Origin of the sequence: Winogradskyella sp. SM1960 (assembly GCF_020179375.1) — a bacterium.
GTDB lineage: Bacteria > Bacteroidota > Bacteroidia > Flavobacteriales > Flavobacteriaceae > Winogradskyella > Winogradskyella marina.
This window is the reverse complement of the sequence record NZ_JAICBG010000002.1, coordinates 662,559-689,305: the sequence shown is the minus strand read 5'-3', so window position 1 is coordinate 689,305 and position 26,747 is coordinate 662,559. Positions and strand designations below refer to the sequence as shown.

The following is a 26,747-nucleotide window of genomic DNA, read 5'->3' as shown; positions in this document are numbered from 1 at the left end:
AAACCAGTATTTTGTTTGTGGCACACCGTGATGAGGCTAATATCAATCCTGATTTCACCTACGAGCTTCACCCCTCGCCTAATGGTTCTGTTGGTGTCAAGATTTAATAACAGCCTTTAATTAAAGAAAATAACAGTAGAGCCTGTACGTCGCTTTCTCATTTTAGTTTTACTTGTTCACCAGCTCAAACTGCGTTTCAATAGGAATTCCAAAATTAGACTCTAATTCTTTAATACTCTTTTTAAAGTAATCTGTAGCTGGTGGCAAATTAACCGTGTTCCAAAAATGAGCGTTATACTTTACATCAACCTCTTCCATTTTTGTACGGTGCAGGTCGGTATTTCCCACATCTATTTTCTTCTTGTCCATTTCTATACCTAAAACAATGACTTCGTTTCGTTTAGATAATTTAACGTCCTTGTCTGTAGTTTTTAGAAGACGCTTCTGCGCTTCTGTTAAATCCATATAACGCCTTGTATAATGATTGTGATAACTTAAATACAGTTTCCCGTCTTCATTTTTCTTGTAGATATAAACCACATTAGAGGCCTTGTTTCGTGTTTTATAGACTTTATAACTATCAATACCGATATAAAGCACAGGGTCTAAATAGTTTTTGCGTTTCTCAACCTGGTTTACACCTTGGATTATAACAATATCTTCTCCATCGTAAGACGTATCTCCAAGCTTTGTCCATTTGAAATCCTTAATAGAAATGCCGCGACGTAAAGGATCTATTCGTGTCATAAAATTCAGCGGATAGATTCTTCCCATATTAGCATCTTTAAACATTCTATAATCTGCAGACCTACGGCCTTCTAAAATGTCTATTCTACGAATATGGCTGCTTCTACTTGGACCGACATCTTTAATTTTAAGATAGTGTTCAATAAAAAATTTAGCCTTATCCTCTTCTACAGCAAAAAACCGATTTAGAATTTTTAATTCATGAACAGAACTTACCGTATTCTTTTTTAAGTTTTTAAAAGCAAGTTCTACGTATTGCTGAGGATTCATTATGTTAACTTCATCTAGCGATACGATGTCTTCTTTTAAAGTGATTACTTTTTCCTTTAACTCTAAAAATTCTTTAACGACTATCTTAGAGGTTAAAAAACCAATACTAGACACCTCTAAGGTATCTAATTCATGTTTTTTTGATAACTCTAAGTAAAAATGGCCGTCTTCATTAGTGGATGTTCCAATATATTTTGAAGTAATGCTAACAGCAGCATAAGGAATGCTTAATTCTGCTTCGTCTAAAACAACACCTTCAATTTTGAGCGTCTTGTTTTGCGATTGCACTGAAAAACTTAATAAAATAAAAATGATTAGTAATCGAATTGAATACATGTAATAGTTTTTTGTTTTTTGAATCATCACAATTTAACATAAAACTTTAGTACTATCGAAGGATGGTTCAATTAATTACATAACCAAAACCGCTTCCCATGATTTTATCTGGTTCCGTATGCAGCTCTATTTAGCTTTTATTTACTCAATTAGGACATATCGCGAAGCGTAGAAATAGAAATACCTACGCACTTAAAAGTCCCACGATTTCATCAAAGTGTTTGTCCTTTGCATACGCTAATGCGGTTTTACCAGCAGTATCTTTAATACTCGCATCTGCATTTTGTTCTAAAAGCAATTTTACAATAGCAATTTTGTTGTACTGGGTCGCAAAACTTAAAGCGGTTGTGCCATCTTTATTAACAGCATTAATATCAGCTCCATTCGCCAACAGGGTCGTTGCTAAAGTCACATTACCTTTAAAACTAACTCCAATCAGTGCTGTATTGCCAGAAGCATCTTTTGCATTTATATCGGCATTATTTTCAATAAGAATTTGTGTCGCTTCCTCATTATTAAAATACGTCGCTAAAATTAGCGGCGTGAATCCACGAGCATCGTTCTCATTCACCAACTTTGGATTTACACTTAGCAATGCGCTCAACCGATCCGTATCTCCCATTGTGATGGCTTCAAAAAAAGCAGCCTTGTCATTTTTCATTTTCAATAAATTTTAAAATAAAAAGGAACGTACCTAAGTGCATTCCTTTTTATAGTAGGTGTGTTATAAATTAAATATCAAAACGATTTGCATTCATCACTTTGGTCCAAGCAGCAACAAAGTCTGTAACAAACTTCTCTTTACTATCATCTTGTGCATATAATTCAGAATAGGCACGTAAAATAGAATTAGAACCAAACACTAAATCTACACGTGTTGCTGTGTACTTCAGGTCACCTGTTTGACGGTTGGTGATATGATACGTACCGTCATCTTGAGATTTCCATTCGTAAATCATATCTGTAATATTCACAAAGAAATCGTTTGTTAAAGCCCCTTCATTTTCAGTAAATACTCCATGTTTAGTTCCACCATAATTGGTTCCTATGACACGCATACCTCCAACTAAAACGGTCATTTCCGCTGCTGTTAAGCCTAGTAATTGTGTACGATCTAGTAATAGTTCTTCCGGACTCACAACATACACTTGTTTCTGATAGTTTCTATACCCATCAGCATGTGGCTCCATAGATTCAAACGAGTCTACGTCTGTCATTTCCTGTGTGGCATCACCTCTACCTGGTGTAAACGGTACAGTCACATTCATTCCTGCATTCTGAATCGCTTTTTCTACACCAACATTACCCGCTAATACAATGGTATCTGCAACACTAATCCCGAATTCAGTAGCAATAGGTTCTAAAACAGCTAACACCTTTTGTAATTGTGCTGGCTCATTAGCTTCCCATGCCTTTTGTGGTTCTAAACGAATACGCGCTCCATTAGTGCCTCCTCTTAAATCTGATCCTCTATACGTTCTTGCACTATCCCAAGCGGTAGCTACTAATTCTGATAGTGTTAAATCTGTACTTGCTATTTTAGCTTTTACAGCGTCAACATTATAATCGTTATTCCCTTTTGGAACAGGATCTTGCCAAATTAAATCTTCTTGTGGTACATCTGGTCCAAACCAACGGTCTTTTGGTCCCATATCACGATGCGTTAATTTAAACCAAGCACGCGCAAATGTATCAGAGAAATAATCGAAATCATTCATGAATTTTAATGAAATCTCTCTGTAGATAGGATCCATTTTCATGGCCATATCGGCGTCAGTCATCATTGGGTTGAGCCTTGTTGTTAAATCCTCAACATCTACGGGCTTATCCTCATCCTTAATACTAACTGGTTCCCACTGATCAGCTCCTGCAGGACTTTTTACAGATTCCCACTCATGGTTAAATAGCATTTCAAAAAAGCCGTTATCCCATTTAGTAGGATGCGTAGTCCAAGCTCCTTCTAAACCACTAGTAACAGTATATCTCCCCTTTCCCGATTTTGTAGGATTAGACCACCCTAAACCTTGTGCATCAACATCGGCACTCTCTGGGTCAGGCCCTAAAATATTGGCATCACCATTGCCGTGTGTTTTCCCAACGGTATGTCCACCAGCCGTTAGCGCCACTGTTTCTTCATCATTCATGGCCATACGTTTAAAGGTCTCACGAACTTGCAAGGCCGTTTTTAAAGGATCTTGTTTGCCATTAACTCCTTCTGGATTCACGTAAATTAATCCCATTTGCACCGCAGCTAATGGATTTTCCATGGTATCTGGACTATCAACATCACTGTAGCGCTCATCACTAGGTGCCAACCATTCTTTTTCGGCTCCCCAATACACATCTTTTTCTGGGTGCCATATATCTTCACGTCCAAAAGCAAAGCCGTAGGTTTTTAATCCCATGTCTTCGTAAGCAATAGTTCCTGCAAGAATTATTAAATCAGCCCAACTGACTTTATTACCATATTTTTTCTTGATTGGCCACAATAAACGTCTCGCCTTGTCTAAACTCACATTATCTGGCCAAGAATTTAAAGGAGCAAAACGTTGGTTTCCGGTGCCTCCACCTCCACGTCCATCAGCTAATCTGTAAGATCCTGCCGCATGCCATGCCATTCTAATCATTAAACCACCATAATGTCCCCAGTCTGCAGGCCACCAATCTTGTGAATCGGTCATAAACGCATGAAGATCTTTTTTCAGCGCTTCAACATCTAATTTTTTTAATTCTTCTTGATAATCAAAATCAGCTCCTAAAGGATTCGTTTTGGTATCGTGTTGATGTAAAATATCTAAGTTAAGGGTGTTTGGCCACCAATCGGTCACTGACTTTTCTGTAGTTGTAATGGCGCCCTGCATAAAAGGACATTTACCAGAACCCGAACCGCCATGCGGATTTAATTCTTCGTTCTCTGCGTGTATTGAATCCGCAGAATTATGAGCTGAGTTTTCCATATTTTATAAATTGTTACTGTTTTCTTTCGGTAAAAATAGAATATAATGATATTCTGATTGAAAATACCATATTTTATTATCAAATGTTTTAATAGCCTAAAACTATTGTTTCAATAAAAGCGATAGACTACACCAATAATATTGTGAAGTTTTTTAGACTTTATATCAATAAATTTTCGTAACTTTTCTTAGAAATTTAAAACTAATAATTATGAGCACTACAGAATATACCAAAGTTTATTTCGGAAATTTTATTTTAGTTACTCGTGTAAAGGATGAGTTGGAAGCAGCAGGGATTGTTCCTATTATAAAAGACGAAGGTGAATCTCAGCGATTAGCCGGTTATGCTTCTATGAATCAAGGATATCAAGACCTCTATGTTCATAATGATGAATTGGATAAGGCCATGCTCATTGTGAATAGGGTTAAAGGAGAAATGGAGGCGTCATAACTTATATGGACGCCACAAAGCACTTAAAACAAAAAAAAGCTGATCATTTTAAAAATCAGCTTTTTTTATGTCTTAAGACTTTCAATGCGTTTTATGCCGTAACACCATACATCTTTTCGCGTTGCTCTTTTATCTTTTTATCACTCATATACTCATCAAAGGTCATGTAGCGATCAATAACTCCATTTGGTGTTAATTCTATAATTCTGTTACCAACAGTTTGTGCAAACTCATGATCGTGTGTGGTTAACATTATGGTGCCTTTAAAGTTTTTGAGCGAATTATTAAACGCTGTAATACTCTCTAAATCTAAGTGGTTGGTGGGTTCGTCTAACATTAAAACGTTAGCTCTAATCATCATCATTCGGCTAAGCATACAACGTACTTTTTCACCACCAGATAACACATCAGATGTTTTTAAAGCCTCTTCACCACTAAAAATCATTTTACCAAGGAACCCTCTAATATTTACTTCTTCGCGCTCCTCTTCTGTTTGCGCCCATTGACGTAACCAATCGACAAGTGTTAATTTATTATTGAAAAACTCGCTATTGTCTAAAGGTAAATACGATTGTGTTGTGGTCACTCCCCAATCAAACTTACCTGCATCTGCTTGTTCATTACCATTCAATATTTGATAAAATGCCGTTGTAGCTCTAGAGTCTTTAGAGTACACCACTACTTTATCTCCTTTATTTAAATTAATGTCAATATTCTTGAATAAAACCTCACCTTCTAAACTCGCTGTTAATCCATCTACATTTAATATCTGGTCTCCAGCTTCACGATCGCGTTCAAAAATAATAGCAGGATAACGACGACTAGAACGTTTAATTTCAGAGATGTTTAATTTATCAATCATTTTCTTTCTACTCGTTGCTTGCTTAGATTTTGCAACGTTGGCAGAGAAACGACGAATAAAGTCCTCTAATTCTTTCTTCTTTTCTTCGGCTTTTTTATTCTGCTGTGCGTGTTGTCTTGCAGCTAATTGAGACGACTCGTACCAAAAGGTATAGTTCCCTGAGAAATGGTTAATTTTTCCAAAGTCAATATCAGAAATATGTGTACAAACCGAGTCTAAAAAGTGTCTATCGTGAGAGACTACAATGACACAGTTTTCATAATTCGCTAAGAAGTTTTCTAACCAAGAAATAGTTTCGTAATCTAAGTCGTTAGTAGGCTCATCCATAATTAGCAAATCTGGATTCCCAAATAACGCTTGCGCTAATAACACACGGACTTTTTGCTTACCGTCTAAATCTTTCATTAAGGAGTAATGTAAATCTTCCTTAATTCCTAAGTTAGATAACACAGCTGCTGCATCGCTATCTGCATTCCAGCCATTCATTTCTTCAAATTGCACTTGAAGTTCTCCTATCTTTTCTGCATTTTCATCTGTATAATCAGCATAAAGCGCATCAATTTGAGATTTCAATTTATATAAAGGTTTATTCCCTTTCAAAATGGTGTCTAAAACGGTGTCTTCATCATGCTTGTTGTGATTTTGCTCTAAAACAGACATACGTTTGCCTGGCTCTAAATGCACACTTCCAGATGTTGGATCCATTTTACCGGCAATAATCTTTAAAAATGTAGATTTTCCGGCACCATTGGCACCAATTATTCCATAACAATTACCGTTATTAAATGTGGTGCTTACTTCATCAAAAAGGACGCGTTTTCCAAACTGAACTGAAAGATTAGAAACTGATAACATAGCTTAAAATTTTAATCTGTTAACCTTATATATTACAAGGTGATTTTTTGAGAATGCAAAAGTAGAAAATTAAACACAAACTCAGCTATCTGTACGTGTATATGAATCTTAAAAAACACTTAAAAATTTCGATTAACCAATGTTTCTAAATAGATTTAGCATTCTTTAGGCTTAAAACATAAACTAAATTGATTTTTATCAACGCTATAGAAGACCATAATTCCGCAATCACATCTAGTTTACAGCCTTCAAATTGTAATAAAAATCTGTATAACAAGATTTAACGAGGTATTAACAACAGATGCGCAATGCTTCATATACTTTTGTAATATCAAACTAATAATTAAAACATGCTAACACAACGTATAGTGCTTTCTTTTGCTTTACTGTTTACTGCTTTTGGGTGTCAGTTCAAAGGTGAGAACGTTAATAATTATGCGTATTTAGGTGGTGAAATTATTAATCCCAAAAATAAAAGTGTTGTTATTTACAACACAAAAGGTCAAATTTTAGATTCTATAACTTTAGATGCGAATAATCGCTTTATCTACAAAATAGATAATTTGAATCCTGGACTACATTCTATTACACATGGTGGTGAATACCAAATGTTATTATTAGAGCCTTCGGACAGTATTATGTTTCGATTAAACACATACGATTTTGATGAGTCATTAGTGTTTACAGGAGATGGGGCGAGAAAAAATAATTACCTCATAAAAAGTTATTTAACTACCGAAAAAGAAGCAAAAAAGTTGGTCGCCTATTCTAAGATGGAACCTGAAGACTTTAATGCTTTTATTGAAAAAAGACGATTAAAACAATTAGATGAGTTTAATACATTTTTAGCTCGTAATGAAAATGAATCAGAATTTTTTAAGTCTATAATTGAAGCCAATATCAATTACAATTCTTATGCTGATAAAGAGATTTATCCATTTGCTTATTTTGGAAATAACAAATTGATTCATATTAAGGATTTGCCTGAAGATTTCTTTGCTCACAGAAAACATATCAATTATAATTCAAGTCACCTCAGTCGTTTCTTTGCTTATAATCGATTTTTATTTTCGCACATTGATAATTTAGCTACTCACGAATATTATAAAAATCATCCGTTTCACAGTAAGTTTGACAGACATGCGATGGATTACAATAAGTCTAAATTAGATTTAATTGATAGCATTATTTCAGATCCAATCATTAAAAATAATTTACTAAAATACAAAGCACGAGAATACATAAGCTACAATCACACAGAGGATGAAGCCAATGAATTACTCAATCATTACTTAGAAAAAAGCACTAACGAGGAAGATAAATTATACATGAATGACTTGGTGTCTTCATTAAAGTTATTGCGCCAAGGTAATCCGTTGCCAAATATTACTATTGTAAATTATAATGACACAGAACATCATATTAATTCAATAATTACCAAACCTACAATTATATATTTTTGGTCTTCTAATTCTAAGTTGCAGTACAGAAATAGCCATTATATGGTAGATAAGTTGAAAATGCACTTCCCTCAGACCGATTTTATTTCAATTAACGTTAATGATAATACAGACAAATATTGGAAAAAAATTATTGACAATTACAACTATCCAACAATTAACGAATTTAAGTTCAAAAACTCGAAAGAAGCTCGTAAAATATTAGCCGTCAACTATTTAAACAAGTGTATTATTGTTGACGAAAACGGAATTATTTTGCATCCTAATGCGAATATCTTCAACTCTAATTTTATAGAAACATTTGAAGACTTATTACAACAAAAGCATCTTATTGTTAAACAAGATGCTCCGCTTTAATCTACAAAAGAAATTTAGTTTTTAATTTCCTTTCTTATAATCTGCTAAGAATTTTTCTAAACCACTATCTGTTAATGGGTGTTTTAGTAATCCTGTGATAGAACTTAAAGGTCCTGTCATAACATCTGCTCCTAATTTAGCACAATCAATAACATGCATTGTATGACGTACAGACGCTGCTAATATTTGTGTATCAAAAGCATAGTTATCATAGATATGACGAATCTCTGCAATAAGGTTTAAACCATCTGTAGAAATATCATCTAAACGACCAATAAAAGGAGATACGTACGTTGCACCTGCTTTAGCCGCCAATAATGCTTGACCTGGTGAAAATACTAACGTCACATTAGTTTTAATTCCACGATCCGAAAAGTACTTACAAGCCTTCACGCCATCTTTAATCATTGGCAACTTAATTACAATTTGATCGTGTAATTCTGCCAAAGCCTCACCTTCTCTAACCATACCTTCAAAATCGGTAGAAATAACTTCTGCTGAAACATCACCTTCTACAATATTACAGATAGCCACATAGTGCTTCATAATATTATCAGTTCCTGTAATGCCTTCTTTAGCCATTAATGATGGGTTTGTAGTTACACCATCTAAAATACCCATATCTTGAGCATCTTTAATCTGCTCTAGGTTTGCTGTATCGATAAAAAATTTCATAAAAACTTATTTTGAATTGTTGTGTTTTTGATTATCGCGAATTTACGACTTTAAGCCTCATTTAACAGAATGAGTTTTCAGAATATATTAACAATAAGTAGCTAATTGATAATTATTGTAAACTCTTTAGAATCAGAATACGCACACATGGAATCTTCGTAGCGCTCAGTATCGTAATCATAATACTCTGGTGGATCAATATATAAGTAAATCTTAAATGTAAAGGTTCCCGAAGCAATTGGCATACCTTCTATTGATAGTGTTCTAAAATCCGCGAACATTTGTAATCCATCTGGCAAATCTCCGTAGATTTCATAAGTATAGCCGTAAGCATCATCGTTTGGTTCATTTTTTATTTCTGAAGTAAATTCCTCATAATAATAGTTGTTAACATAACCAACGTCAAAAGATGTATTTGGTATTTCTGGTCTTTTATTAATGATACACTCTATAATATCTGAGCATCCAAAACATAAAAAGCAACATGCAAAAGAAAGTATTTTTATAAGTTTCATTGTGGTTGATTTGTAGTTTCACACCGCAAATAACGTACCATAAAGACTACAACTTATAATGATTCATCAATAATTTCTCATAAACCGCATCTGGAAGAATGCGCTTTAATACAATAGAGAATTTCTGCATAAAGGCGCCAACCTTATAATGAATTTTAGGGTTTTTAGTTTGAATGATTTTATAGATGGCGTCTGCCATTTGTTTTGGATCACTGCCACTATCCACATGCTCGTCCATCAAACTTAACGTATTTCCATACGTAGCTTTATAAGGAGAATCTTCTAAAACCGGAGCGTGATAACGACCAGCGGCAATATTAGTTGCAAAATCGCCAGGAGCCACATTAGTCATATTAATATTAAAGCCTTTCAATTCCATTCTGAAGGCTTCCGTTATTAACTCCAAAGCTCCTTTACTTGCACTGTAAACACCTCTATATGGTAAACCCATATAACCAGCAATAGACGTGACATTAATAATTAATCCTGAATTCTGCTGACGCATCGTAGGCAAAACAGCCTTTATGACATTAATTGGCCCAAAAAGATTGGTTTCAAAATTGCGTTTTATTTCTACATCAGGAATTTCTTCAATAGGACCTGTAATACCAGCACCTGCATTATTTAGAAGGACATCGATTTTAGATTCGTGGGTTAAAACTTCATTTACACACGTGGAAATTGTTTCTGGTTTAGTAACATCTAAAGCAACAATTGGAAATTTACTATCTGGATAGTTTTTAGGATTTCTACTTGTGCCATAAACCTTAAATCCTTTAGCTTGAAGAAATTCACCAACAGACTTCCCTATTCCTGAAGAACCACCTGTTATTAATACAACTTTAGACATACTGAATTATTAATTTCAAATTGCAAAATACAAATTCAAAAATTACTATACTATTTAAAGAGTTCTCAACCATCGTTGAGCTATTTTTAAACTAAAAAATCTTGATTCGCCAAGGCTTTCAAGATTTGAGTTTATTGTACAAAAAAAGGCAAGCTACCTACATCACACCGCTACGACCGTTTACCTTTGCTGCGTTCCCGCCCTGGAGGATTCAACAGGAGCTGGTTGTGTAGGACTTGCCAGGTGCAAAGATACAATCTTTTAATACTTTCACAATAATTATATACAGATTTTTAAACTGAATTTTATTTAATAACTTGCTAAAAATAATAACTGTCATCATGCACATTTCTAAATATTTCATTCTCTTAGCATTAAGCTTATTTTTATCTAATTGTGGTGACACAAATGCCTCAAAACTTTCGAGCTTATCCATAAAAACACCAGCAAAATCTTTAATGCTTGGTGATACGTTGACGCTTTCTATCAACAATCCTAAAAATTATAAGGTGACTAACGTTAGTTTTCAATTAAATGGGAAACCTATTGAAGATGTAAGTGTTTTAAATGAAATTACTTTAGGTCAAAAAGAAATCACAGCAACAGTTAGTTTAGGTGACAATACAGAAACCTTAACAAAGTCTATTCAAGTTTTTAATAATATTATTCCTTCGTATTACAAATACGAGGTTATTAACACCTATCCTCACGACATTACATCGTATACGCAAGGTTTAGAGTTCTACAATGGAGAATTATACGAAAGCACAGGTCAAAAAGGAGAATCTAAGCTTAGAAAAGTGAATTTTGAAACTGGTGAAGTATTAAAAAACATCAATTTAGAAGATCAGTATTTTGGTGAAGGTTTAACTATTCTAAACGATAAAGCCTATCAATTAACATGGCAAGCTAAAAGAGGGTTTGTTTATGATGTTAATACCTTTGAAAAATTAAGCACCTTTAATTATGGCACAAGTAAAGAAGGTTGGGGAATTTGTAACGATGGAGAAACACTTTACAAATCTGATGGAACTGAAAAAATCTATTTATTAAATCCGGAAAACTTAAACGAAAAAAGCCACATTGAAGTCTATACCGAAAAGGGTAAAATTCCGAATTTGAATGAAATGGAATGGATTAACGGTAAAATTTTCGCCAACATATACCAACGTAATGGTGTTGTTATTATTAACCCAAAAACAGGAGGTGTTGAAGGTGTTATTGATTTTAAACCATTAAGAAAACTGGTAACCCAACATCCTGAATTAGATGTACTAAACGGTATTGCGTATCACCCAGAACGTGAAACTATTTTTGTAACAGGAAAAAATTGGGATAAGCTTTTTGAAGTTAAGATAATGAAACAATAGAGTACTGTAGTAATTCACTATTCAAAAAGTAACAAACACTAAACACATTAAGTAAAAACACATTTTGCAAGTATTCGAAAAAACCATAATAGTTTCTGAAGACGACATAGACGATCTTAACCACGTTAATAATGTACGTTATGTGCAATGGGTTCAAGATATTGCTAAAGACCATTGGCTGGCTTATGCTACAAAACCTATTTTAGAAACTTACTCATGGTTTTTAGTGAATCATTTTATAGAATACAAAAGTCCTGCACTACTTGGAGATAAATTAATATTAAAAACCTTCGTTCCTTTAGTTGAAGGAGTTTCCACAACCAGACATGTTGAAATTTTTAATGCAGAGACCAAAAAATTACTAGTAAAATCGAAAGCAAAATGGTGTTTAATAGACAACAACACGCAACGACCAACTCGCATTATTCCTGAAATTGCTGAGCTTTTTAATTAACATTTCTTTAGGTTAAAGTTTAATTAAAAGCCCATTTTGTTTCAGTTTAATCTGCTTACTTTATCGCATCAATCAACCAAAGCATGCGAAAAATTACTGTTCTTACCCTTCTTTTAAGTTTCCCGTGTATTTACTTTGCCCAAACACTAAACGGAAAAGTTTACGACGCTAAAGGCAGTGTTAAAAACATAAAAGTTTTTAATGAAACACAAAAAAGTATTACATTAACCAATACTGATGGTGATTTTAGTATTAATGCAAAAGTGAACGACACCATATCGTTTCAATCTTTATTTTATCACCCTAAAGCTGTAGCATTAAAAGATTTTCATTTTGAGGGCACAGCCGTTTTTGAACTCGAAGAAATATTAACAGAGCTTAATGAAGTTGAAGTAAAAGCCGAACCTGAGCAACCTGTTTTTGTAGAAGAGACTTATAATACGGAACTTAAAAATCTCATTCAGGAGGATATTAAAAATAATCCGCATTTATACCAACCACCTGGAGCAACTAGTGGTGTAGACTTTGTATATCTTATTAGTGCTGTGGTAAAGCTTTTTAAAAAGAATAAATATGAATCACCTGTTTATCAACCTATAACTTATACTCAAATGGATTCATTATTTAATGAAAGTTCATTTTTTAACAAACAACTATTAACTGATAATTTAAAAATTCCCGAAGGCAGAAAACATCTATTTTTCGATTATTGCGATGCCAAGCAAATTAGTTCGGAAATGCTTAAAGAAGAAAACAAAATGCAATTATTGGAAGAACTGGTTTTAAACAGTCAACTCTTTTTAATTTTACTAGAACAATATGGTGAAGACCCTGTGACTAAGGATTAATTTCTGTTATTCCAACTATTCTTCAATATCCTGTGATTTTAGTGTTTTTAAATAGATGCCTGCCTTCGCAGGCAGGACAAACCCGAATCTCATGTTAATCTGTTAATCGAAATTAAAATAACAGCCACAGCGTAGCGTGATATTAACAACTCAAAACGGTAACCTAACAGCCACATCGTGGCGATATATTAATAACCAATAATCCAAAACCGTAACCATAGCTCCAGAGGAGCGACATTAACTAAAACTATAAGCAACACAAATTACACTAGAACCTTTCTATCATAGCGCAACTTTTACAGAGTTCACAAACCACACGTAATTTATCATCTATTTATACTAAAATCTAACTTCAAAAGTTATATTTTTATACCCAATGAATTTTAAAGTTTTGGATGGTAAATTTGAATTATAGTTTCTTTAGATGAAAGAGAAAATTTTGGGCATAACATAAGTTATGGCACTAAATTTTATTGAAGAATAAAGAGAATATAAACGAATTTAACCCATCATTTTGAAGTTTATTTGGTATTACCTTAATTATATTTATTACTTATGAAGCGATTGCTATCATTTTTTCTTTGTTTTGGAATCTTACTAATTTGGAGTTCTTGTCGTAACGATTTTGAATTTACACCAAGCAAAGGCAATCTTGGTTTTGCCAAGGACACCATTTACTTAGATACCGTTTTTACTAATATAGGCTCTAGCACCTACAACCTAAAAGTTTATAATCGTAGTGATGATGATATTGTAATTCCGACCATACAACTCGAAAAAGGTGTGAACTCACGATACAGAATGAATATTGATGGTACCACAGGATTAGAAGGTGCTCAAGAAGGTAAGTTTTTTGAAGATGTTGAGTTGCTAGCAAAAGATAGTTTGTTCATTTTTATTGAAACGACCATTGATATTTCAACCTTAGGAGGTCTCGAAAATCAATTTTTGTATACCGATAAAATTCTATTCGATTCTGGAAATGATCAACAAGACGTCGATGTAGTCACCTTAGTTAAAGATGCCGTTTTTATATATCCAAATAAAGATGAAGACACAGGGATTATTGAAACCCTAAGCTTCGATGTCGATGGAGATGGCACACCAGATGAAACCACATTACAAGGTCGTTTTCTAGAAGATGATGAACTAACCTTTACTAATGAAAAACCATATGTTATTTATGGTTACGCTGGAGTTGGCGCAGGAAAAACCTTAACTATAGAAGCTGGTGCGAGAGTTCATTTTCATGCAGAATCTGGACTAATGGTGACCAACAATGCCTCGTTAACTATAAACGGACAACTCAGTACAGATCAAGAGGCTCTAGAAAACGAAGTCATTTTAGAAGGTGACCGTTTAGAACCGCTTTACGAAGATATTCCTGGGCAATGGGGAACAATTTGGTTATTTAACGGAAGTGAAAACAATACAATTAATTACGCCACCATTAAAAATGCGACCATTGGAGTGTTGTCTGAAGGCGATCAAGATGCACCAAACGATAAATTAACCATTAGGAATTCGCAAATTTATAATGTTAGTAGTTTTGGAATATTAGGACGAGCAACCTCAATAAAAGCAGAAAACGTAGTGATTAATAACGCTGGACAATCCTCTTTTGCTGGAACGTATGGTGGAAAGTACAATTTTACACATTGTACAATTGCTAACTATTGGAATAATAGTTTTAGGCAATTCCCTGCCCTACTTTTAAATGATTTTATTGTAGACGAAAACAATACGGTTTTTACAAACAGTTTAACCGAAGCTAATTTTAATAACTGTATTATTTACGGTAATGATAATCCGGAGTTTTTACTAGAAAACGAAGGAGAAGTTTTTAATTATAAATTCACAAATTGCTTATTACGATTCGATAATAACAATCTTCAAGGCAATGGGAATTATGTTTTTGATGATGAAACCTTTTATGTCGACAACGTATTTAATCAGTCACCAGATTTTGAAAACCCATTTGAAAATATGATGAGAATTGGTGAAAATTCTGGCGCAAACGGCATCGGAAACTCGTCTTTTGCATCTCAAGTTTCTAATGATATTTTAGGCGAAAGCAGAACGGCTTCACCAGACGCTGGCGCATACCAAAGCATTGTGTTTGAAGAAGATTAATTTACGCTAACCAAGAATAAGGTGAAACTCTTAAAACGTATACTATTAGTTGTCTTAATTCTTGGGCTATTAGTGATACATTTTTTTGTACCTCGACTTATTTCAGAAATTAGAAATCCTGTTGTTAGTTTAATAAAACGAAACAAAAACGTAAACGTCGACGTTGCTTCAAATTCGGATTCAAAATTAAACCAAAAAGAATTTTTATTCAGCTCTTTTGATGGTCTTAAATTATCGGCACGATTAACGTATTCTAGTTCGAATACAACAAAAGGAACCGTTATTTTGTTACATGGCATTCGTGCTAATAAAGAGCAATTTAAAAATGTAATTGATTTTCTATCTGAAAACGGCTTTAACTCAGTGGCCTTAGATTCTAGAGCTCACGGAAAAAGTGAAGGCAATTTTTGTTCCTTTGGTGTTAATGAGAAAAAAGACGTTAAAACTTTAATTGATTATTTATCTCAACATGAAAACCTGAATCATTTTGGAGTTTGGGGCCAATCCTTAGGTGGTGCAATAGGGTTGCAAGCCATGGGTTACGACCAAAGAATTAAATTCGGAATTATAGAAAGTGCATTTTCAGATTTTAGAACTATAGTAAACGATTATTTTGACCTTCATGCTGGCTTTAGCTACACACCTTTTTCTAATTATTTGGTTAATAGAGCAGGTACAATTGCAGAATTCGACTCAAACGACGCCAAACCAATTGCGTATTGCGAGCATATAAATCAACCTATTTTAATTGTTCATGGTAATAAAGATGAACGCATAAACATAAAATACGCGAGAGCTAATTTTTCAAAAATTCCGAGTGCTAAAAAAGAACTTATTGAAATTGATAATGCTAATCATTCTAATGTGTGGAAAGTTGGAGGCGGTGCCTATTTTAAACGTGTCCTTAAGTTTATGAACGCGCAGTAAAGTTTGCACATTTTAGTGCGTTTTCAACACTTATGGAATAATTATTGTGCAATATTATGAAAACAAACTATTATGAAGCACTTCCAACTAAAACTTTCATTAATAAGCATCCTGTTTGCTCTTATTTCTAATAGTATATACTCACAAAATAAAGCTTTAGAACTCGCAAATGCACTTTTAATTAGTAACCTAAATAGCGACTGTAATTGCCACAATACTATAAATACTAATCAACCTTTTTTTGAAGGAAAAGTGATCTTAAAAGACAGTTCGGTGTACAAAGGGAATATAAGCATCAATCAACCTTTTGAAAATAAAATGTTTACAATTTTAAAAATTGATAACACTTATAATCCTCTTGAAAACGACCTCATTAAAGAAGTTCATTTAACACATACTGAAGAAGAAACCCCGAAAGAAACCAAGTATATAAATTTAAATAGTGATGAACGATTATATAGATTAATCTATAAAAATGACGATTTAGTAAGTGCTTATGACGCTTCTAATGAACCATTTGATAAGTCTTTAATTGGCCGAATATTTATTAAAGAAAATAAGACGCTTACAGACACTTGGAACTTTTGGTCTTCTGGACCAAAGAAAGATGTCATAAATTATATAAACGACAGAGATGATACAAACTATAAGCGACGCGATTTTGAATCTCTAAACGACTTATTTGCAAAATTATGATAAATTAAAAAAGCCTTTCAAACTTCATTGAAAGGCTTATACTTTTTAGGACTGACAGGTTTCAAAAACCTGTTAGGTTTATTTTATATTATTTAGTTAAATAACTTACGTCCACCCATTAAAGCATTCACTTTTTCAGCAACACCAGCTAAAGCCGTTTCATTTTCATGATTAGTAAGTACTTCATCTACTAAATCTACAATGTAAGGCATATCGCTTTCTTTTAAACCTCTTGTTGTTACTGCTGCAGTTCCAATTCTAATTCCAGACGTTACAAAAGGAGATTCCGTATCAAAAGGCACCATGTTTTTGTTCACAGTAATATCTGCTTTTACTAAAGCGTTTTCAGCATCTTTACCTGTAATATTTTTATTTCTAAGGTCAATTAACATCATGTGGTTATCAGTACCACCAGAAATTAAGTTATAATCTTTAGCCACAAACGCTTTTGCCATAGCATTTGCATTATGTTTTACTTGTAACATATAGTGCATAAAATCATCTGTTAATGCTTCACCAAAAGCAATCGCTTTAGCAGCAATGATGTGTTCTAATGGTCCACCTTGATTTCCTGGAAAAACAGCAGAATCTAATAAACCAGACATTTTACGAAGTTTACCACTCTTTAAGGTAATTCCGAATGGGTTTTCAATATTTTCACCCATCATAATCATTCCACCTCTTGGTCCTCTTAACGTTTTGTGCGTGGTTGTTGTAACCACATGGCAATGTGGCATTGGGTCATTAAGAATTCCTTTTGCAATTAATCCTGCAGGATGTGAAATATCTGCTAATAAAACAGCACCAACACTGTCGGCAACTTCTCTAAACTTAGCAAAATCTATATCTCTAGAATATGCAGAAGCACCAGCAATAATTAGTTTTGGTTTTTCTTTTTGAGCCTGATCAGCTAACATATCGTAATCAATATAACCAGTATCTTTCTTTACACCATAAAATGTAGGACGATATAATTTACCTGAAAAATTCACAGGAGAACCATGTGTTAAATGGCCACCATGAGACAAATCGAAACCTAATATAGTATCACCAGGATTTAAGCATGCATGAAAAGCTGCTGTGTTGGCCTGACTTCCAGAATGTGGTTGTACGTTAACATATGCAGCACCAAATAAGGTTTTGGCACGATCTATAGCTATTTGTTCAACTTCATCTACGACCTCGCAACCACCATAATAGCGTTTACCAGGATAACCTTCGGCATACTTATTTGTGAGTACAGATCCTGCAGCTTCCATAACTTGGTCGCTTACAAAATTCTCTGATGCTATCAATTCTATACCATCGATCTGGCGTTCTTTTTCGGCTTTAATTAATTCAAATATTTGTTCGTCGCGTTGCATAAATAATGTTTTGTTAAATCAATACAAAAATACTAAATACATTAGTTTAAATATCAAAAATTATGTAGGTTTGAATGAATTTAATGAACAATTAATCAACAATAACTCTATGCCATTATCCGCTAACAATCCAGATCGTACCTCATGGTTACATGTCGGTAAAAATTCAGATTTTCCAATTCAAAACATTCCTTTTGGTGTTTTCTTAACCAGAGACGACATTATAACCATTGGAACCAGGATTGGTGATACTGCTATTGATCTTGGTGCTTTGCATCAGTTAGGCTATTTTGAAGGGATTCCGTTAACAGACGATATTTTTCTTCAAGATACATTGAACGATTTTATTGCAGATGGCAGAAAAACATGGCGATTGGTTAGAAACCGAATCGCTGAGATATTTGATGCTGAGAATGAGGCTTTAAAAAACAACAATCCACATAAAGAAACCATTTTATTTCGTTTAGATGAGATTGAAATGCAATTACCTATTCAAGTTGGTGATTATACAGATTTCTACGCAAGTAAGGAACATGCGACTAATGTTGGAACCATGTTTAGAGATCCAGATAATGCATTAATGCCAAATTGGGTTCATATGCCAGTTGGTTATCATGGTCGTAGTTCTTCTATAATTCCCTCTGGAATTCCTATTCATCGTCCACAAGGACAAACCTTACCTGCAGATGCAGACACTCCTATTTTTGGTCCTTCTAAATTAGTTGATTTTGAATTAGAAATGGCTTTTATTACAACAGATGCTAATGATTTAGGCGAGCCAATTCCTATTGAAGAATCTGAAGAATACATCTTTGGTTTGGTGTTGTTTAATGATTGGTCTGCGCGCGATATTCAGAAGTGGGAATACGTACCATTAGGCCCATTTTTAGGGAAAAGTTTTGCATCATCAATGTCACCTTGGATTGTAACCTTAGATGCTTTAGAGCCGTTTAGAACTGAAAGCCCTAAGCAAAATCCAAAGCCTTTAGAGTATTTACAAACTAAAGGCAAAAAGAGTTTTGATATTAACTTAGAAGTTGGAATTCAACCAAAAGGCGGAAAAGAAACTACGGTTTGTAAATCTAACTTTAAATATATGTACTGGAACATGGCGCAACAATTAGCGCATCATACGGTTAATGGTTGTCCGGTAAATGCAGGAGATATGATGGGTAGTGGTACAATATCAGGTCCAACACCAGATTCGTTCGGATCTATGTTAGAGTTGAGTTGGAAAGGCACAAAACCAGTAAAAATGAAAGATGGTACAGAGCGTAAATTCATCAATGATAACGATACCGTTATTATGAGAGGTTACTGCCAAAATGATGATATTAGAATTGGTTTCGGACAGGTAAAAACACAATTATTACCAATATTCAATCCAAAGAAAAAGAAGTAAAACCCTAAAGTTAAGAACTTTAAGTTTTATATAAAAAAGAAGACTGTGGTTTTAATACTGCAGTCTTCTTTTTTGTTTTAATGTAACAATTAAAATCCCGAATTATAACATTTCCTTTAATTCAGAACACAAAAAAACCAGAGTATAAAATAGCTCTGGTTTTATTTATTTATTTATTTATTTATTTATTTATTTATTTATATATAGAATAATCAACCTATTTCAAGTTGATTTAAGTTTTAAGCAATTATCCTTTTAGCCAAGCTGCTCTGATGTCTTTCTGAGCTGCAGTTGCATTCTCATCTGCTACAATAGCATCAGCAAGTGCAGTTGCTTTGGTTAAAGTTGCTTTTATGGTTACTGGCTTACCATCGCGTTCCAATTCCATAGTGATTTCATCACCTACCTTCCAAGCAAACATACCTTCAATAGTTACTTGCGCATTAGCTAAAGTTAAATCTGTACCATTTACTTTTTTAATAATATCGCCAGCCTTAACACCTTGAGACTTCCAAAATGAATTCTCTTCTGCTAAAGACGAAAAGAAAATAAGACCTCTTTCTCGGTCTGCATCAAAAATAATATTTTGTCCACCAGCAAAAATATAATTGGTTTCCAATTCAGTTTTCCCATTTTTTAAACCAACCATGGCAAAAAATTCATTGTAATTAATTGGTAAATCACCTTCAACATGTGTTCTTAAGAAATCTCCAACACTTGGATAAGTCATTTCTGTGATTTCAGCAATTAGCTGATCATCTTCAAATGGTTTTTCCTTACCATATTTTGCAGACAATTCTTTCATTAATGATAACAAACTTCTATTGCCATCACTTTCTTTTCGCATTAAAATATCCATACACATGCCTATAAGTGCACCTTTCATATATACATTATAATACTCTGATGCATAAGGCTCATCTAAAACGTTTTCACTCATAATGGTAAAGCTCATGGCATCATCAAAACGTTGCGTAGATACATCAATATACGACTTCATGGTATTGTAAAAAACAGTGTCATCCGTTAAACCTTCATACACTTGAAAATGTTGTGCGAAATATTCTGTGACACCTTCGTACATCCATAAATGCTTAGAAAATGTTGGTGTGTTGTAATCAAAATAATGTACATCTTCAGAATGCACAGACAAAGGAGTTACAATATGAAAAAACTCATGTGCCACCACATCTATCATAGAAGCCTTAAGTGCTTCTAAGCTACTATTTTCATCAAATACAACCACTGTAGACGTATGATGTTCTAAAGCACCATAGCCTTTTGGAGACGTTTCATCACCTCTAGACAAATACAAATAGATATCATAACGCGGAGTTGCATTAACATCTCCTAAATAGCTTTTCTGTGCTTCCATCATTTTAAAAACTGTCTCTTTTAAACTCTCTGCAGTATGCTTTCCTGTTGGAGAATATACACTTAAAACAATTTTAATATCACCAACCATAAATTCTTCAACATCTAAATCGCCATACATCATAGGATTATCTGTAATATCAAAATAACGTTGCGCAAAATAACTGCTTGTAATAGCTGTGCCATCTGCACTCGATTTGGTGCCCTTATTTTCTAAAGCAGAGGTCCTTTTAAAAGTTGCCGGAGCCGTAACATCTACAGCATATTGATTGTTTTTTAATGAATCAAAATAACCGATAAAACCATGAAGGTTTAATACGAAATTGTCCTCTTCAATGTTTGTTCCTGCTGGAGAAAAAGGTTCTTCACCTCCAATTCCACCACTCGTTTCTGTATCGAAAGTATCGTTAACGTAATACTCAATTTTATCCAAATCTTTAGCATCAGCAATAGTCCATGTATTGGTATCCACTTTAGTGGCGCTTAATTCATTTCCGTCGTAATCTATGGCTTTAAAATCGTCAATATACTTTCCGAAATCACTAACAGAATACGTTCCTTGCACTACTCTTGGTAATCTATAAGTGACCGTTTCTGAAGTAAAACGACCAGGATTAATGGTCACAGGTACCCTATCGTTATTAACTGCTGTTAAATCTAAAGCTGTTTCAATTGGGTTGCTAACAGCCAAATCATCAACAGTTGGCTTTGCAGATCCACAACCAACTAAAACGATACTCAAGCCAAGAATGGCTAAATAATTCTTCATGTTTTAAGTTTTATTTTTTTAGACAGACAAATCTACTATCTGTTACTGTTAAAAACCTAAAGGTTTTGTTAAATTCGCAACATGTCACAACCATTAGTTAGCATTTTAGTCCCTTTTAAAAACACAGAAGCGTTTATTGCAGATTGTTTGGACTCCATTTTGAAACAATCCTACTCCAACTGGGAAGCTATTTTTGTCGATGATAATTCGGATGACAATTCTTTTGAAATCCTTAAAACGTATTCTGAAAAAGAGGTTGGAATAAGCGTTTATAAAAATGATAGCTCAGGAATTATAGAAGCCTTAAAAACAGCCTACAAACATAGTTCTGGGAATTATATTACAAGAATGGATAGTGATGATTTAATGACTCCTATCCGACTGGAAACCATGGTTACAAATCTCGAAAAACATGGCAAGAAACATTTAGCTGTCGGACAGGTAAACTACTTCAGAGCCGATGGTTTAAGCGATGGTTTTGCTCGATATGAGCAATGGTTAAATTCGCTTACGGTTTCAGGAAACAACTATTCTGAAATATATAAAGAATGCGTTATTCCGTCGCCTTGTTGGATGTTACACCGCGAAGATTTTGATGCTTGTGGAGGTTTTAATTCAGACATTTATCCTGAAGATTACGATTTAGCATTTCGGTTTTATAAAGCCAATTATACGTGCATTCCGTGTGATAAAGTTTTGCTTCATTGGCGAGATTACAGCAGCAGAACCTCTAGAACTCATGAGCATTACGCAGAGAATTCTTTTTTAGATCTTAAAGTACACTATTTTTTAGAGTTGAATTATGATGCAACGCGACCATTAGCAATTTGGGGAGCTGGAGCCAAAGGCAAAACTTTAGCAAAGCTGTTGTTAAAAGAAAACATACCGTTTTACTGGATTTGCGATAACCCAAAGAAAATAGGCAAGCATATTTACGATCAAGAACTTTTTAATTTTGATTATTTAACAGAACTTCATCAGCCTCAAAGTATCGTTACTGTCGCTAATACAAAAGCGCAGAAAGAGATTACACAGTATTTTGAAACCAAAAATATGCAAGCCATGATTGATTATTTCTTTTTCTGTTAAAATTCTCAGAAGCTGAATGAGCAAATCTCTTTGTATTCTATATATTTGAAGTATTAAGACCTTTCAGGCTTTTAAACATATGAATGAATAATTATGAAGATTATTATCAATTGGCTGATATTACACCCTTAAAGTCCCCTCAAGGGAACAATTAATAAAAAAATCTTTTAGATTTTTTTATTCGCAACAGTGAGAATGTCCCCTTGAGGGGACTTTAGGGGTGTTATCTGGGTTGATACTTTTCTCAAAAATAACATCTAAATACTAGTGTCAAAAAACCTAATAAATTTAATAAAAACAACGAATGCAGTTTAAAAATCCCGAATTACTTTACGCACTATTTTTGCTGGTCATTCCTATTCTTATCCATTTATTTCAGCTACGTCGTTTTCAAAAAGTAGAATTTACCAATGTTAAGTTTTTAAAATCAGTAAAACTTCAAACACGTAAGAGTTCGCAGCTTAAAAAATGGATTACCTTATTAACCCGAATGTTACTTTTAGCATGCGTTATCATTGCATTTGCACAACCTTTTATTCCCAATACTGAAGAATTTAACGCATCTCAAGAAACTGTAATTTACCTTGACAACTCCTTTAGTATGGAAGCTAAAGGTAGCAATGGCACATTATTAAATGAAGCGATTCAAGATATTATTAATACGTTGCCTGAAGACGAAACCATCAGTTTATTTACAAACGATGAAAGCTATAGAAACACAACCGTTAAAGCTTTAAAAAATGACTTAATTCAATTATCACATTCGCCAAATCAACTCAGTTATGATGCTGTTTATTTAAAGGGAAAACAATTGTTTTCAAATTTAGGTGCTGCGACTCGTAATTTGGTTTTGGTATCCGATTTTCAACAAAAAGGAAATCCACTTACTTTTGAAGTTGATAGTACGTTTCAACTCAAATTGGTACAACCAAAATCTACAATAGCAACAAACATTAGTATTGATAGCCTTTATACATCCAATATCACTGGCGAAACCATTGACCTTAATGTAAAACTATCTAACGTTGCCGAGCCTATTGATAATGTTTCTATTTCCTTGTTTAATAACGACATTCTACTCACTAAAAGTGCCGTGGATATTAATAAAGAAGCCGAAACAACATTTACAATTGCCAATAATAAAGTGATTAATGGAAAACTAGTGATTGATGATGCTGGTTTACAGTATGACAATGTGTTTTATTTTAATATTAATGCGAAACCAAAAATTAAGGTTTTAGCAATTAATGAACGTACTGATGATTCTTTCTTAAAACGTATTTACACAGAAGATGAATTCGATTATAAAAGCTTTGAGTTAACTGCTCTTAATTTTAAGTTAATTCCGGAGCAAAATTTAATTGTGCTAAATGAACTCGAAACCATCTCAAACGCATTAAAAGCAGTGTTAATTGCATTTAAAAATGACGGAGGAAAGATTTTGATTATCCCTTCTAATACTGCTGACTTAAATTCTTATAATAAACTGCTTAAAGACTTATCAATTACCACATTTAGCAATCAAAACACATCTGAAAAACGACTAACAAGCATCAACTACAACCATCCGCTTTTAGCAAATGCATTTTACTCTAAAGTGACTAATTTTCAATATCCTAAAGTTGAACAATCGTATCGTTTTTCTTCAAACTCTAATGCTGTTTTATCTTATGAAGATGGCACACCATTTTTAGTTGGAGACACTAATTCCTACGCATTTTCTTCAGCTTTAAATTCTGAAAATTCAAACTTTAAAAACTCACAATTAATTATTCCTGTGTTATATAACATGGGTTTACAGAGTTTAAAACTGTCTAAATTATACTATACAATTGGACAACCGAATTCAATTGCGATTCAAACATCAATTGGTCAAGATGATATATTAACGTTAGAATCAGATGAAACTTCAGTGATACCTCTTCAAAAAACATACAGCAAATCTGTGATATTAGAAACCGAAGAGTATCCTAATACTGCTGGAATTCTAAAGGTTAAAAACAAAGAGCAGGTACTTCAAAATTTAAGTTTCAATTACAATAGATCTGAAAGCAACCTCAGTTATTATGATTTAAGTCCTTTAAATAATGTGACCGTAGATTCTAGTTTAGCAACAACTATAAATACTATAAAAAGTAATACAACTATTAATGCGTTATGGAAATGGTTTGTTATTTTTGCATTAGTATTTTTAATAGTAGAAATGCTACTTTTGAAATATTTGAAGTAAGTATTTCTGAATTTAAAAAGTTATTAAGTTATGCGTTATTTAGGCGTCCTAAATAGCTTAAACTAGTAAAAAAGTTATTAGATTATGTCGTTGTTTCGTCTGAATCAGAAAATAACTTAATGTCACAATAACGCAAAAACAAATAACCGTAACAAATATTAAGAACCTAATGAACGCACTCATAAAATCTGCAACCATCGTTGATTCTAAAAGTGATTTTCACAATGAAACGGTTGATATTTTAATTGAAAAAGGTCGTATTTCTAAGATCGCTAAACGCATAAACAATCCTAGAAATTATAAAGAAATACAGTTAGACAACCTGCATGTTTCTCAAGGTTGGTTTGACAGTAGCGTGTCTTTTGGCGAACCAGGTTACGAAGAACGCGAAACCATTAGCAATGGTTTAAAGACCGCAGCTAATTCTGGCTTTACTTCTGTAGCATTAAATGCAAATTCTAATCCTGTAATAGATTCTTATGCAGATATTACTTTTGTAAAATCTAAGGCTAATGATAATGCCGTTAGCCTCTATCCTATTGGTGCCTTAACTCAAATGAGTAATGGCGAAGATTTAGCAGAATTATTTGATATGAGAAATGCAGGAGCCGTTGCATTTTACGACTACCAAAAACCAATTTCTAATCCTAACCTTATGAAAATTGCCTTGCAATACGCAAGTAATTTTGATGGTTTGGTGTGTTCATTTCCTCAGGAATCTCGAATTTCTAGAAATGGTGTCGCTAACGAACATGTAAATAGTACCAAATTAGGATTGAAAGGAAATCCGGCTTTAGCTGAAGAACTACAAGTTGCCAGAGATTTATTTTTATTAGAATATACGGAAGGTAAACTTCATATTCCAACAATTTCGACGGCTAAATCTGTTGAATTAATTAGAGCTGCAAAAGCTAAAAAACTGAATGTTTCCTGTAGTGTTGCGATTCACAATCTAGTATTTACCGATGCTGTTTTACACGAATTTGACACGAATTTTAAAGTGCTTCCTCCATTGCGAACGCAAACGGATTGCGATGCTTTAATTGAAGGACTAAAAGATGGAACTATAGACATGGTTACCACGGACCATAATCCTATTGATATAGAATACAAAAAAATTGAATTCGATTATGCTAAATATGGAAGCATTGGGTTAGAATCTGCTTTTGGAGCTTTACAAAATAGCTTTACTACCAAGAAAACGATTAGTCTTTTAACCCAAGGAAAATCTAGATTCAACATAACTGAACATTCCATAAACGAAGGAGAAATTGCTGATTTAACGCTTTTCAATCCGGATGAGACCTATGACTTTACGATTGATAAAATTTCGTCACGTTCTAAGAATAGTATGTTTTTAGGGCAGCAATTAAAAGGTAAATCTTATGGCGTCATTGCCAACAATAAAATGGTTTTAAATAATGAATAATACTACAGTTGAAGCAGGAAAAACAATGGCAGTAGTCGCTTACCTCACTTTGTTTGGTACGCTTATCGCCTTTTATATGAATAAGGATAAACGCAATCCATTCACCGCTTTTCACACAAGACAAGCATTAGGATTAGGGTTTCTTTATGTTCTATTAGGTTTTGTGACTAGTTATTTTAACAGCTGGATGATAACTTACTCGTTTTGGATATTCTTTTCTGTGCTCTATGTCTATGGCATATTCGGAGCAATTACGGGAAAACTTAATAATATTCCTTTACTCGGAGACTATTTTCAAAACTTTTTTAAATCAATTGGCCAATAAAC

General features: G+C 33.6%; 22 protein-coding genes and 1 other RNA gene. 13 read left to right on the top strand and 10 right to left on the bottom strand.

Features of this window, described 5'->3' with window-relative positions:
• Nucleotides 1-168: 168 nt before the first annotated feature.
• The 3 genes from K1X16_RS08875 to katG form a co-directional block, all read right to left on the bottom strand.
• A complete protein-coding gene (locus K1X16_RS08875; RefSeq protein ID WP_225035819.1) occupies nucleotides 169-1,353 on the bottom strand; it encodes a carboxypeptidase-like regulatory domain-containing protein in 1,185 nt (394 codons plus the stop codon).
• A 184-nt stretch (nucleotides 1,354-1,537) separates the two neighbouring features.
• Nucleotides 1,538-2,014, bottom strand: coding sequence for an ankyrin repeat domain-containing protein (locus tag K1X16_RS08870; protein ID WP_225035818.1), 477 nt, complete (start codon nucleotides 2,012-2,014; stop codon nucleotides 1,538-1,540).
• A gap of 70 nt (nucleotides 2,015-2,084) precedes the next feature.
• Nucleotides 2,085-4,310, bottom strand: a complete 2,226-nt coding sequence (katG, locus tag K1X16_RS08865) for a catalase/peroxidase HPI (protein WP_262902559.1) — start codon at nucleotides 4,308-4,310, stop codon at nucleotides 2,085-2,087.
• 211 nt (nucleotides 4,311-4,521) lie between these two features.
• Between katG and K1X16_RS08860 the strand changes: the two genes are divergently transcribed.
• On the top strand, nucleotides 4,522-4,761 hold the full coding sequence (locus K1X16_RS08860; protein WP_195872276.1) for a putative signal transducing protein: 240 nt from the start codon (nucleotides 4,522-4,524) through the stop codon (nucleotides 4,759-4,761).
• Nucleotides 4,762-4,852: 91 nt separating this feature from the next.
• Here K1X16_RS08860 and K1X16_RS08855 read toward each other — a convergent pair whose 3' ends face one another.
• Nucleotides 4,853-6,478: an ABC-F family ATP-binding cassette domain-containing protein gene (locus K1X16_RS08855; protein ID WP_195872277.1), complete on the bottom strand. Its 1,626-nt coding sequence runs from the start codon at nucleotides 6,476-6,478 to the stop codon at nucleotides 4,853-4,855.
• Between the two features lie 350 nt (nucleotides 6,479-6,828).
• Between K1X16_RS08855 and K1X16_RS08850 the strand changes: the two genes are divergently transcribed.
• Nucleotides 6,829-8,295: a TlpA family protein disulfide reductase gene (locus K1X16_RS08850; protein ID WP_225035817.1), complete on the top strand. Its 1,467-nt coding sequence runs from the start codon at nucleotides 6,829-6,831 to the stop codon at nucleotides 8,293-8,295.
• Nucleotides 8,296-8,316: 21 nt separating this feature from the next.
• Here the strand turns inward: K1X16_RS08850 and fsa are convergent, their stop codons facing one another.
• The 4 genes from fsa to ffs form a co-directional block, all read right to left on the bottom strand.
• Nucleotides 8,317-8,970: a fructose-6-phosphate aldolase gene (gene fsa / locus K1X16_RS08845; protein ID WP_195872279.1), complete on the bottom strand. Its 654-nt coding sequence runs from the start codon at nucleotides 8,968-8,970 to the stop codon at nucleotides 8,317-8,319.
• Nucleotides 8,971-9,071: 101 nt separating this feature from the next.
• Nucleotides 9,072-9,485, bottom strand: coding sequence for a hypothetical protein (locus K1X16_RS08840; RefSeq protein WP_225035816.1), 414 nt, complete (start codon nucleotides 9,483-9,485; stop codon nucleotides 9,072-9,074).
• Between the two features lie 46 nt (nucleotides 9,486-9,531).
• Nucleotides 9,532-10,335, bottom strand: a complete 804-nt coding sequence (locus K1X16_RS08835; protein WP_225035815.1) for an SDR family oxidoreductase — start codon at nucleotides 10,333-10,335, stop codon at nucleotides 9,532-9,534.
• A gap of 143 nt (nucleotides 10,336-10,478) precedes the next feature.
• Nucleotides 10,479-10,577: signal recognition particle sRNA small type (ffs, locus tag K1X16_RS08830), an RNA gene on the bottom strand.
• 99 nt (nucleotides 10,578-10,676) lie between these two features.
• Between ffs and K1X16_RS08825 the strand changes: the two genes are divergently transcribed.
• The 6 genes from K1X16_RS08825 (at nucleotide 10,677) to K1X16_RS08800 (ending at nucleotide 16,763) form a co-directional block, all read left to right on the top strand.
• Nucleotides 10,677-11,705, top strand: coding sequence for a glutaminyl-peptide cyclotransferase (locus K1X16_RS08825; RefSeq protein WP_225035814.1), 1,029 nt, complete (start codon nucleotides 10,677-10,679; stop codon nucleotides 11,703-11,705).
• A 64-nt stretch (nucleotides 11,706-11,769) separates the two neighbouring features.
• Entirely contained in the window at nucleotides 11,770-12,159 is a 390-nt protein-coding gene (locus K1X16_RS08820; protein ID WP_195872283.1) for an acyl-CoA thioesterase, read from the top strand.
• 83 nt (nucleotides 12,160-12,242) lie between these two features.
• Nucleotides 12,243-13,007, top strand: a complete 765-nt coding sequence (locus K1X16_RS08815; RefSeq protein WP_225035813.1) for a hypothetical protein — start codon at nucleotides 12,243-12,245, stop codon at nucleotides 13,005-13,007.
• Between the two features lie 555 nt (nucleotides 13,008-13,562).
• The gene (locus tag K1X16_RS08810) at nucleotides 13,563-15,140 is read left to right on the top strand and encodes a right-handed parallel beta-helix repeat-containing protein (RefSeq protein ID WP_225035812.1); all 1,578 of its coding nucleotides are present in this window, start codon (nucleotides 13,563-13,565) and stop codon (nucleotides 15,138-15,140) included.
• A gap of 21 nt (nucleotides 15,141-15,161) precedes the next feature.
• A complete protein-coding gene (locus K1X16_RS08805; RefSeq protein WP_225035811.1) occupies nucleotides 15,162-16,067 on the top strand; it encodes an alpha/beta hydrolase in 906 nt (301 codons plus the stop codon).
• Between the two features lie 72 nt (nucleotides 16,068-16,139).
• A complete protein-coding gene (locus K1X16_RS08800) occupies nucleotides 16,140-16,763 on the top strand; it encodes a hypothetical protein (protein ID WP_225035810.1) in 624 nt (207 codons plus the stop codon).
• A gap of 92 nt (nucleotides 16,764-16,855) precedes the next feature.
• Here K1X16_RS08800 and glyA read toward each other — a convergent pair whose 3' ends face one another.
• Entirely contained in the window at nucleotides 16,856-18,127 is a 1,272-nt protein-coding gene (gene glyA, locus K1X16_RS08795; RefSeq protein ID WP_225035809.1) for a serine hydroxymethyltransferase, read from the bottom strand.
• 109 nt (nucleotides 18,128-18,236) lie between these two features.
• On the opposite strand from glyA, the gene fahA reads away from it, so the two are divergent.
• The gene (gene fahA, locus K1X16_RS08790) at nucleotides 18,237-19,529 is read left to right on the top strand and encodes a fumarylacetoacetase (protein ID WP_195872344.1); all 1,293 of its coding nucleotides are present in this window, start codon (nucleotides 18,237-18,239) and stop codon (nucleotides 19,527-19,529) included.
• A 247-nt stretch (nucleotides 19,530-19,776) separates the two neighbouring features.
• On the opposite strand, the gene K1X16_RS08785 is transcribed toward fahA, so the two are convergent.
• Nucleotides 19,777-21,672, bottom strand: coding sequence for a peptidase M61 (locus tag K1X16_RS08785; protein ID WP_225035808.1), 1,896 nt, complete (start codon nucleotides 21,670-21,672; stop codon nucleotides 19,777-19,779).
• 81 nt (nucleotides 21,673-21,753) lie between these two features.
• On the opposite strand from K1X16_RS08785, the gene K1X16_RS08780 reads away from it, so the two are divergent.
• The 4 genes from K1X16_RS08780 to K1X16_RS08765 all read left to right on the top strand — a co-directional run bounded on the left by K1X16_RS08780 (nucleotide 21,754) and on the right by K1X16_RS08765 (nucleotide 26,745).
• Entirely contained in the window at nucleotides 21,754-22,761 is a 1,008-nt protein-coding gene (locus tag K1X16_RS08780) for a glycosyltransferase family 2 protein (RefSeq protein WP_225035807.1), read from the top strand.
• Between the two features lie 304 nt (nucleotides 22,762-23,065).
• Nucleotides 23,066-24,991: a BatA domain-containing protein gene (locus tag K1X16_RS08775; protein ID WP_225035806.1), complete on the top strand. Its 1,926-nt coding sequence runs from the start codon at nucleotides 23,066-23,068 to the stop codon at nucleotides 24,989-24,991.
• Between the two features lie 169 nt (nucleotides 24,992-25,160).
• Nucleotides 25,161-26,420 (top strand): dihydroorotase, encoded by a 1,260-nt coding sequence (locus K1X16_RS08770; RefSeq protein ID WP_225035805.1) that lies wholly within the window; start codon nucleotides 25,161-25,163, stop codon nucleotides 26,418-26,420.
• Nucleotides 26,413-26,745, top strand: coding sequence for a hypothetical protein (locus K1X16_RS08765; RefSeq protein WP_195872293.1), 333 nt, complete (start codon nucleotides 26,413-26,415; stop codon nucleotides 26,743-26,745). The genes K1X16_RS08770 and K1X16_RS08765 overlap by 8 nt, the downstream gene beginning before the upstream one ends.
• The last annotated feature ends 2 nt before the right edge of the window (nucleotides 26,746-26,747 follow it).

Excerpts from the sequence above, each read along its gene's own strand:
- K1X16_RS08875 (WP_225035819.1), bottom strand. The coding sequence starts at position 1,353 with ATGTATTCAATTCGATTACTAATCATTTTTATTTTATTAAGTTTTTCA.
- K1X16_RS08870 (WP_225035818.1), bottom strand. The coding sequence starts at position 2,014 with ATGAAAAATGACAAGGCTGCTTTTTTTGAAGCCATCACAATGGGAGAT.
- katG (WP_262902559.1), bottom strand. The coding sequence starts at position 4,310 with ATGGAAAACTCAGCTCATAATTCTGCGGATTCAATACACGCAGAGAAC.
- K1X16_RS08860 (WP_195872276.1), top strand. The coding sequence starts at position 4,522 with ATGAGCACTACAGAATATACCAAAGTTTATTTCGGAAATTTTATTTTA.
- K1X16_RS08855 (WP_195872277.1), bottom strand. The coding sequence starts at position 6,478 with ATGTTATCAGTTTCTAATCTTTCAGTTCAGTTTGGAAAACGCGTCCTT.
- K1X16_RS08850 (WP_225035817.1), top strand. The coding sequence starts at position 6,829 with ATGCTAACACAACGTATAGTGCTTTCTTTTGCTTTACTGTTTACTGCT.
- fsa (WP_195872279.1), bottom strand. The coding sequence starts at position 8,970 with ATGAAATTTTTTATCGATACAGCAAACCTAGAGCAGATTAAAGATGCT.
- K1X16_RS08840 (WP_225035816.1), bottom strand. The coding sequence starts at position 9,485 with ATGAAACTTATAAAAATACTTTCTTTTGCATGTTGCTTTTTATGTTTT.
- K1X16_RS08835 (WP_225035815.1), bottom strand. The coding sequence starts at position 10,335 with ATGTCTAAAGTTGTATTAATAACAGGTGGTTCTTCAGGAATAGGGAAG.
- K1X16_RS08825 (WP_225035814.1), top strand. The coding sequence starts at position 10,677 with ATGCACATTTCTAAATATTTCATTCTCTTAGCATTAAGCTTATTTTTA.
- K1X16_RS08815 (WP_225035813.1), top strand. The coding sequence starts at position 12,243 with ATGCGAAAAATTACTGTTCTTACCCTTCTTTTAAGTTTCCCGTGTATT.
- K1X16_RS08810 (WP_225035812.1), top strand. The coding sequence starts at position 13,563 with ATGAAGCGATTGCTATCATTTTTTCTTTGTTTTGGAATCTTACTAATT.
- K1X16_RS08800 (WP_225035810.1), top strand. The coding sequence starts at position 16,140 with ATGAAGCACTTCCAACTAAAACTTTCATTAATAAGCATCCTGTTTGCT.
- glyA (WP_225035809.1), bottom strand. The coding sequence starts at position 18,127 with ATGCAACGCGACGAACAAATATTTGAATTAATTAAAGCCGAAAAAGAA.
- fahA (WP_195872344.1), top strand. The coding sequence starts at position 18,237 with ATGCCATTATCCGCTAACAATCCAGATCGTACCTCATGGTTACATGTC.
- K1X16_RS08785 (WP_225035808.1), bottom strand. The coding sequence starts at position 21,672 with ATGAAGAATTATTTAGCCATTCTTGGCTTGAGTATCGTTTTAGTTGGT.
- K1X16_RS08780 (WP_225035807.1), top strand. The coding sequence starts at position 21,754 with ATGTCACAACCATTAGTTAGCATTTTAGTCCCTTTTAAAAACACAGAA.
- K1X16_RS08775 (WP_225035806.1), top strand. The coding sequence starts at position 23,066 with ATGCAGTTTAAAAATCCCGAATTACTTTACGCACTATTTTTGCTGGTC.
- K1X16_RS08770 (WP_225035805.1), top strand. The coding sequence starts at position 25,161 with ATGAACGCACTCATAAAATCTGCAACCATCGTTGATTCTAAAAGTGAT.
- K1X16_RS08765 (WP_195872293.1), top strand. The coding sequence starts at position 26,413 with ATGAATAATACTACAGTTGAAGCAGGAAAAACAATGGCAGTAGTCGCT.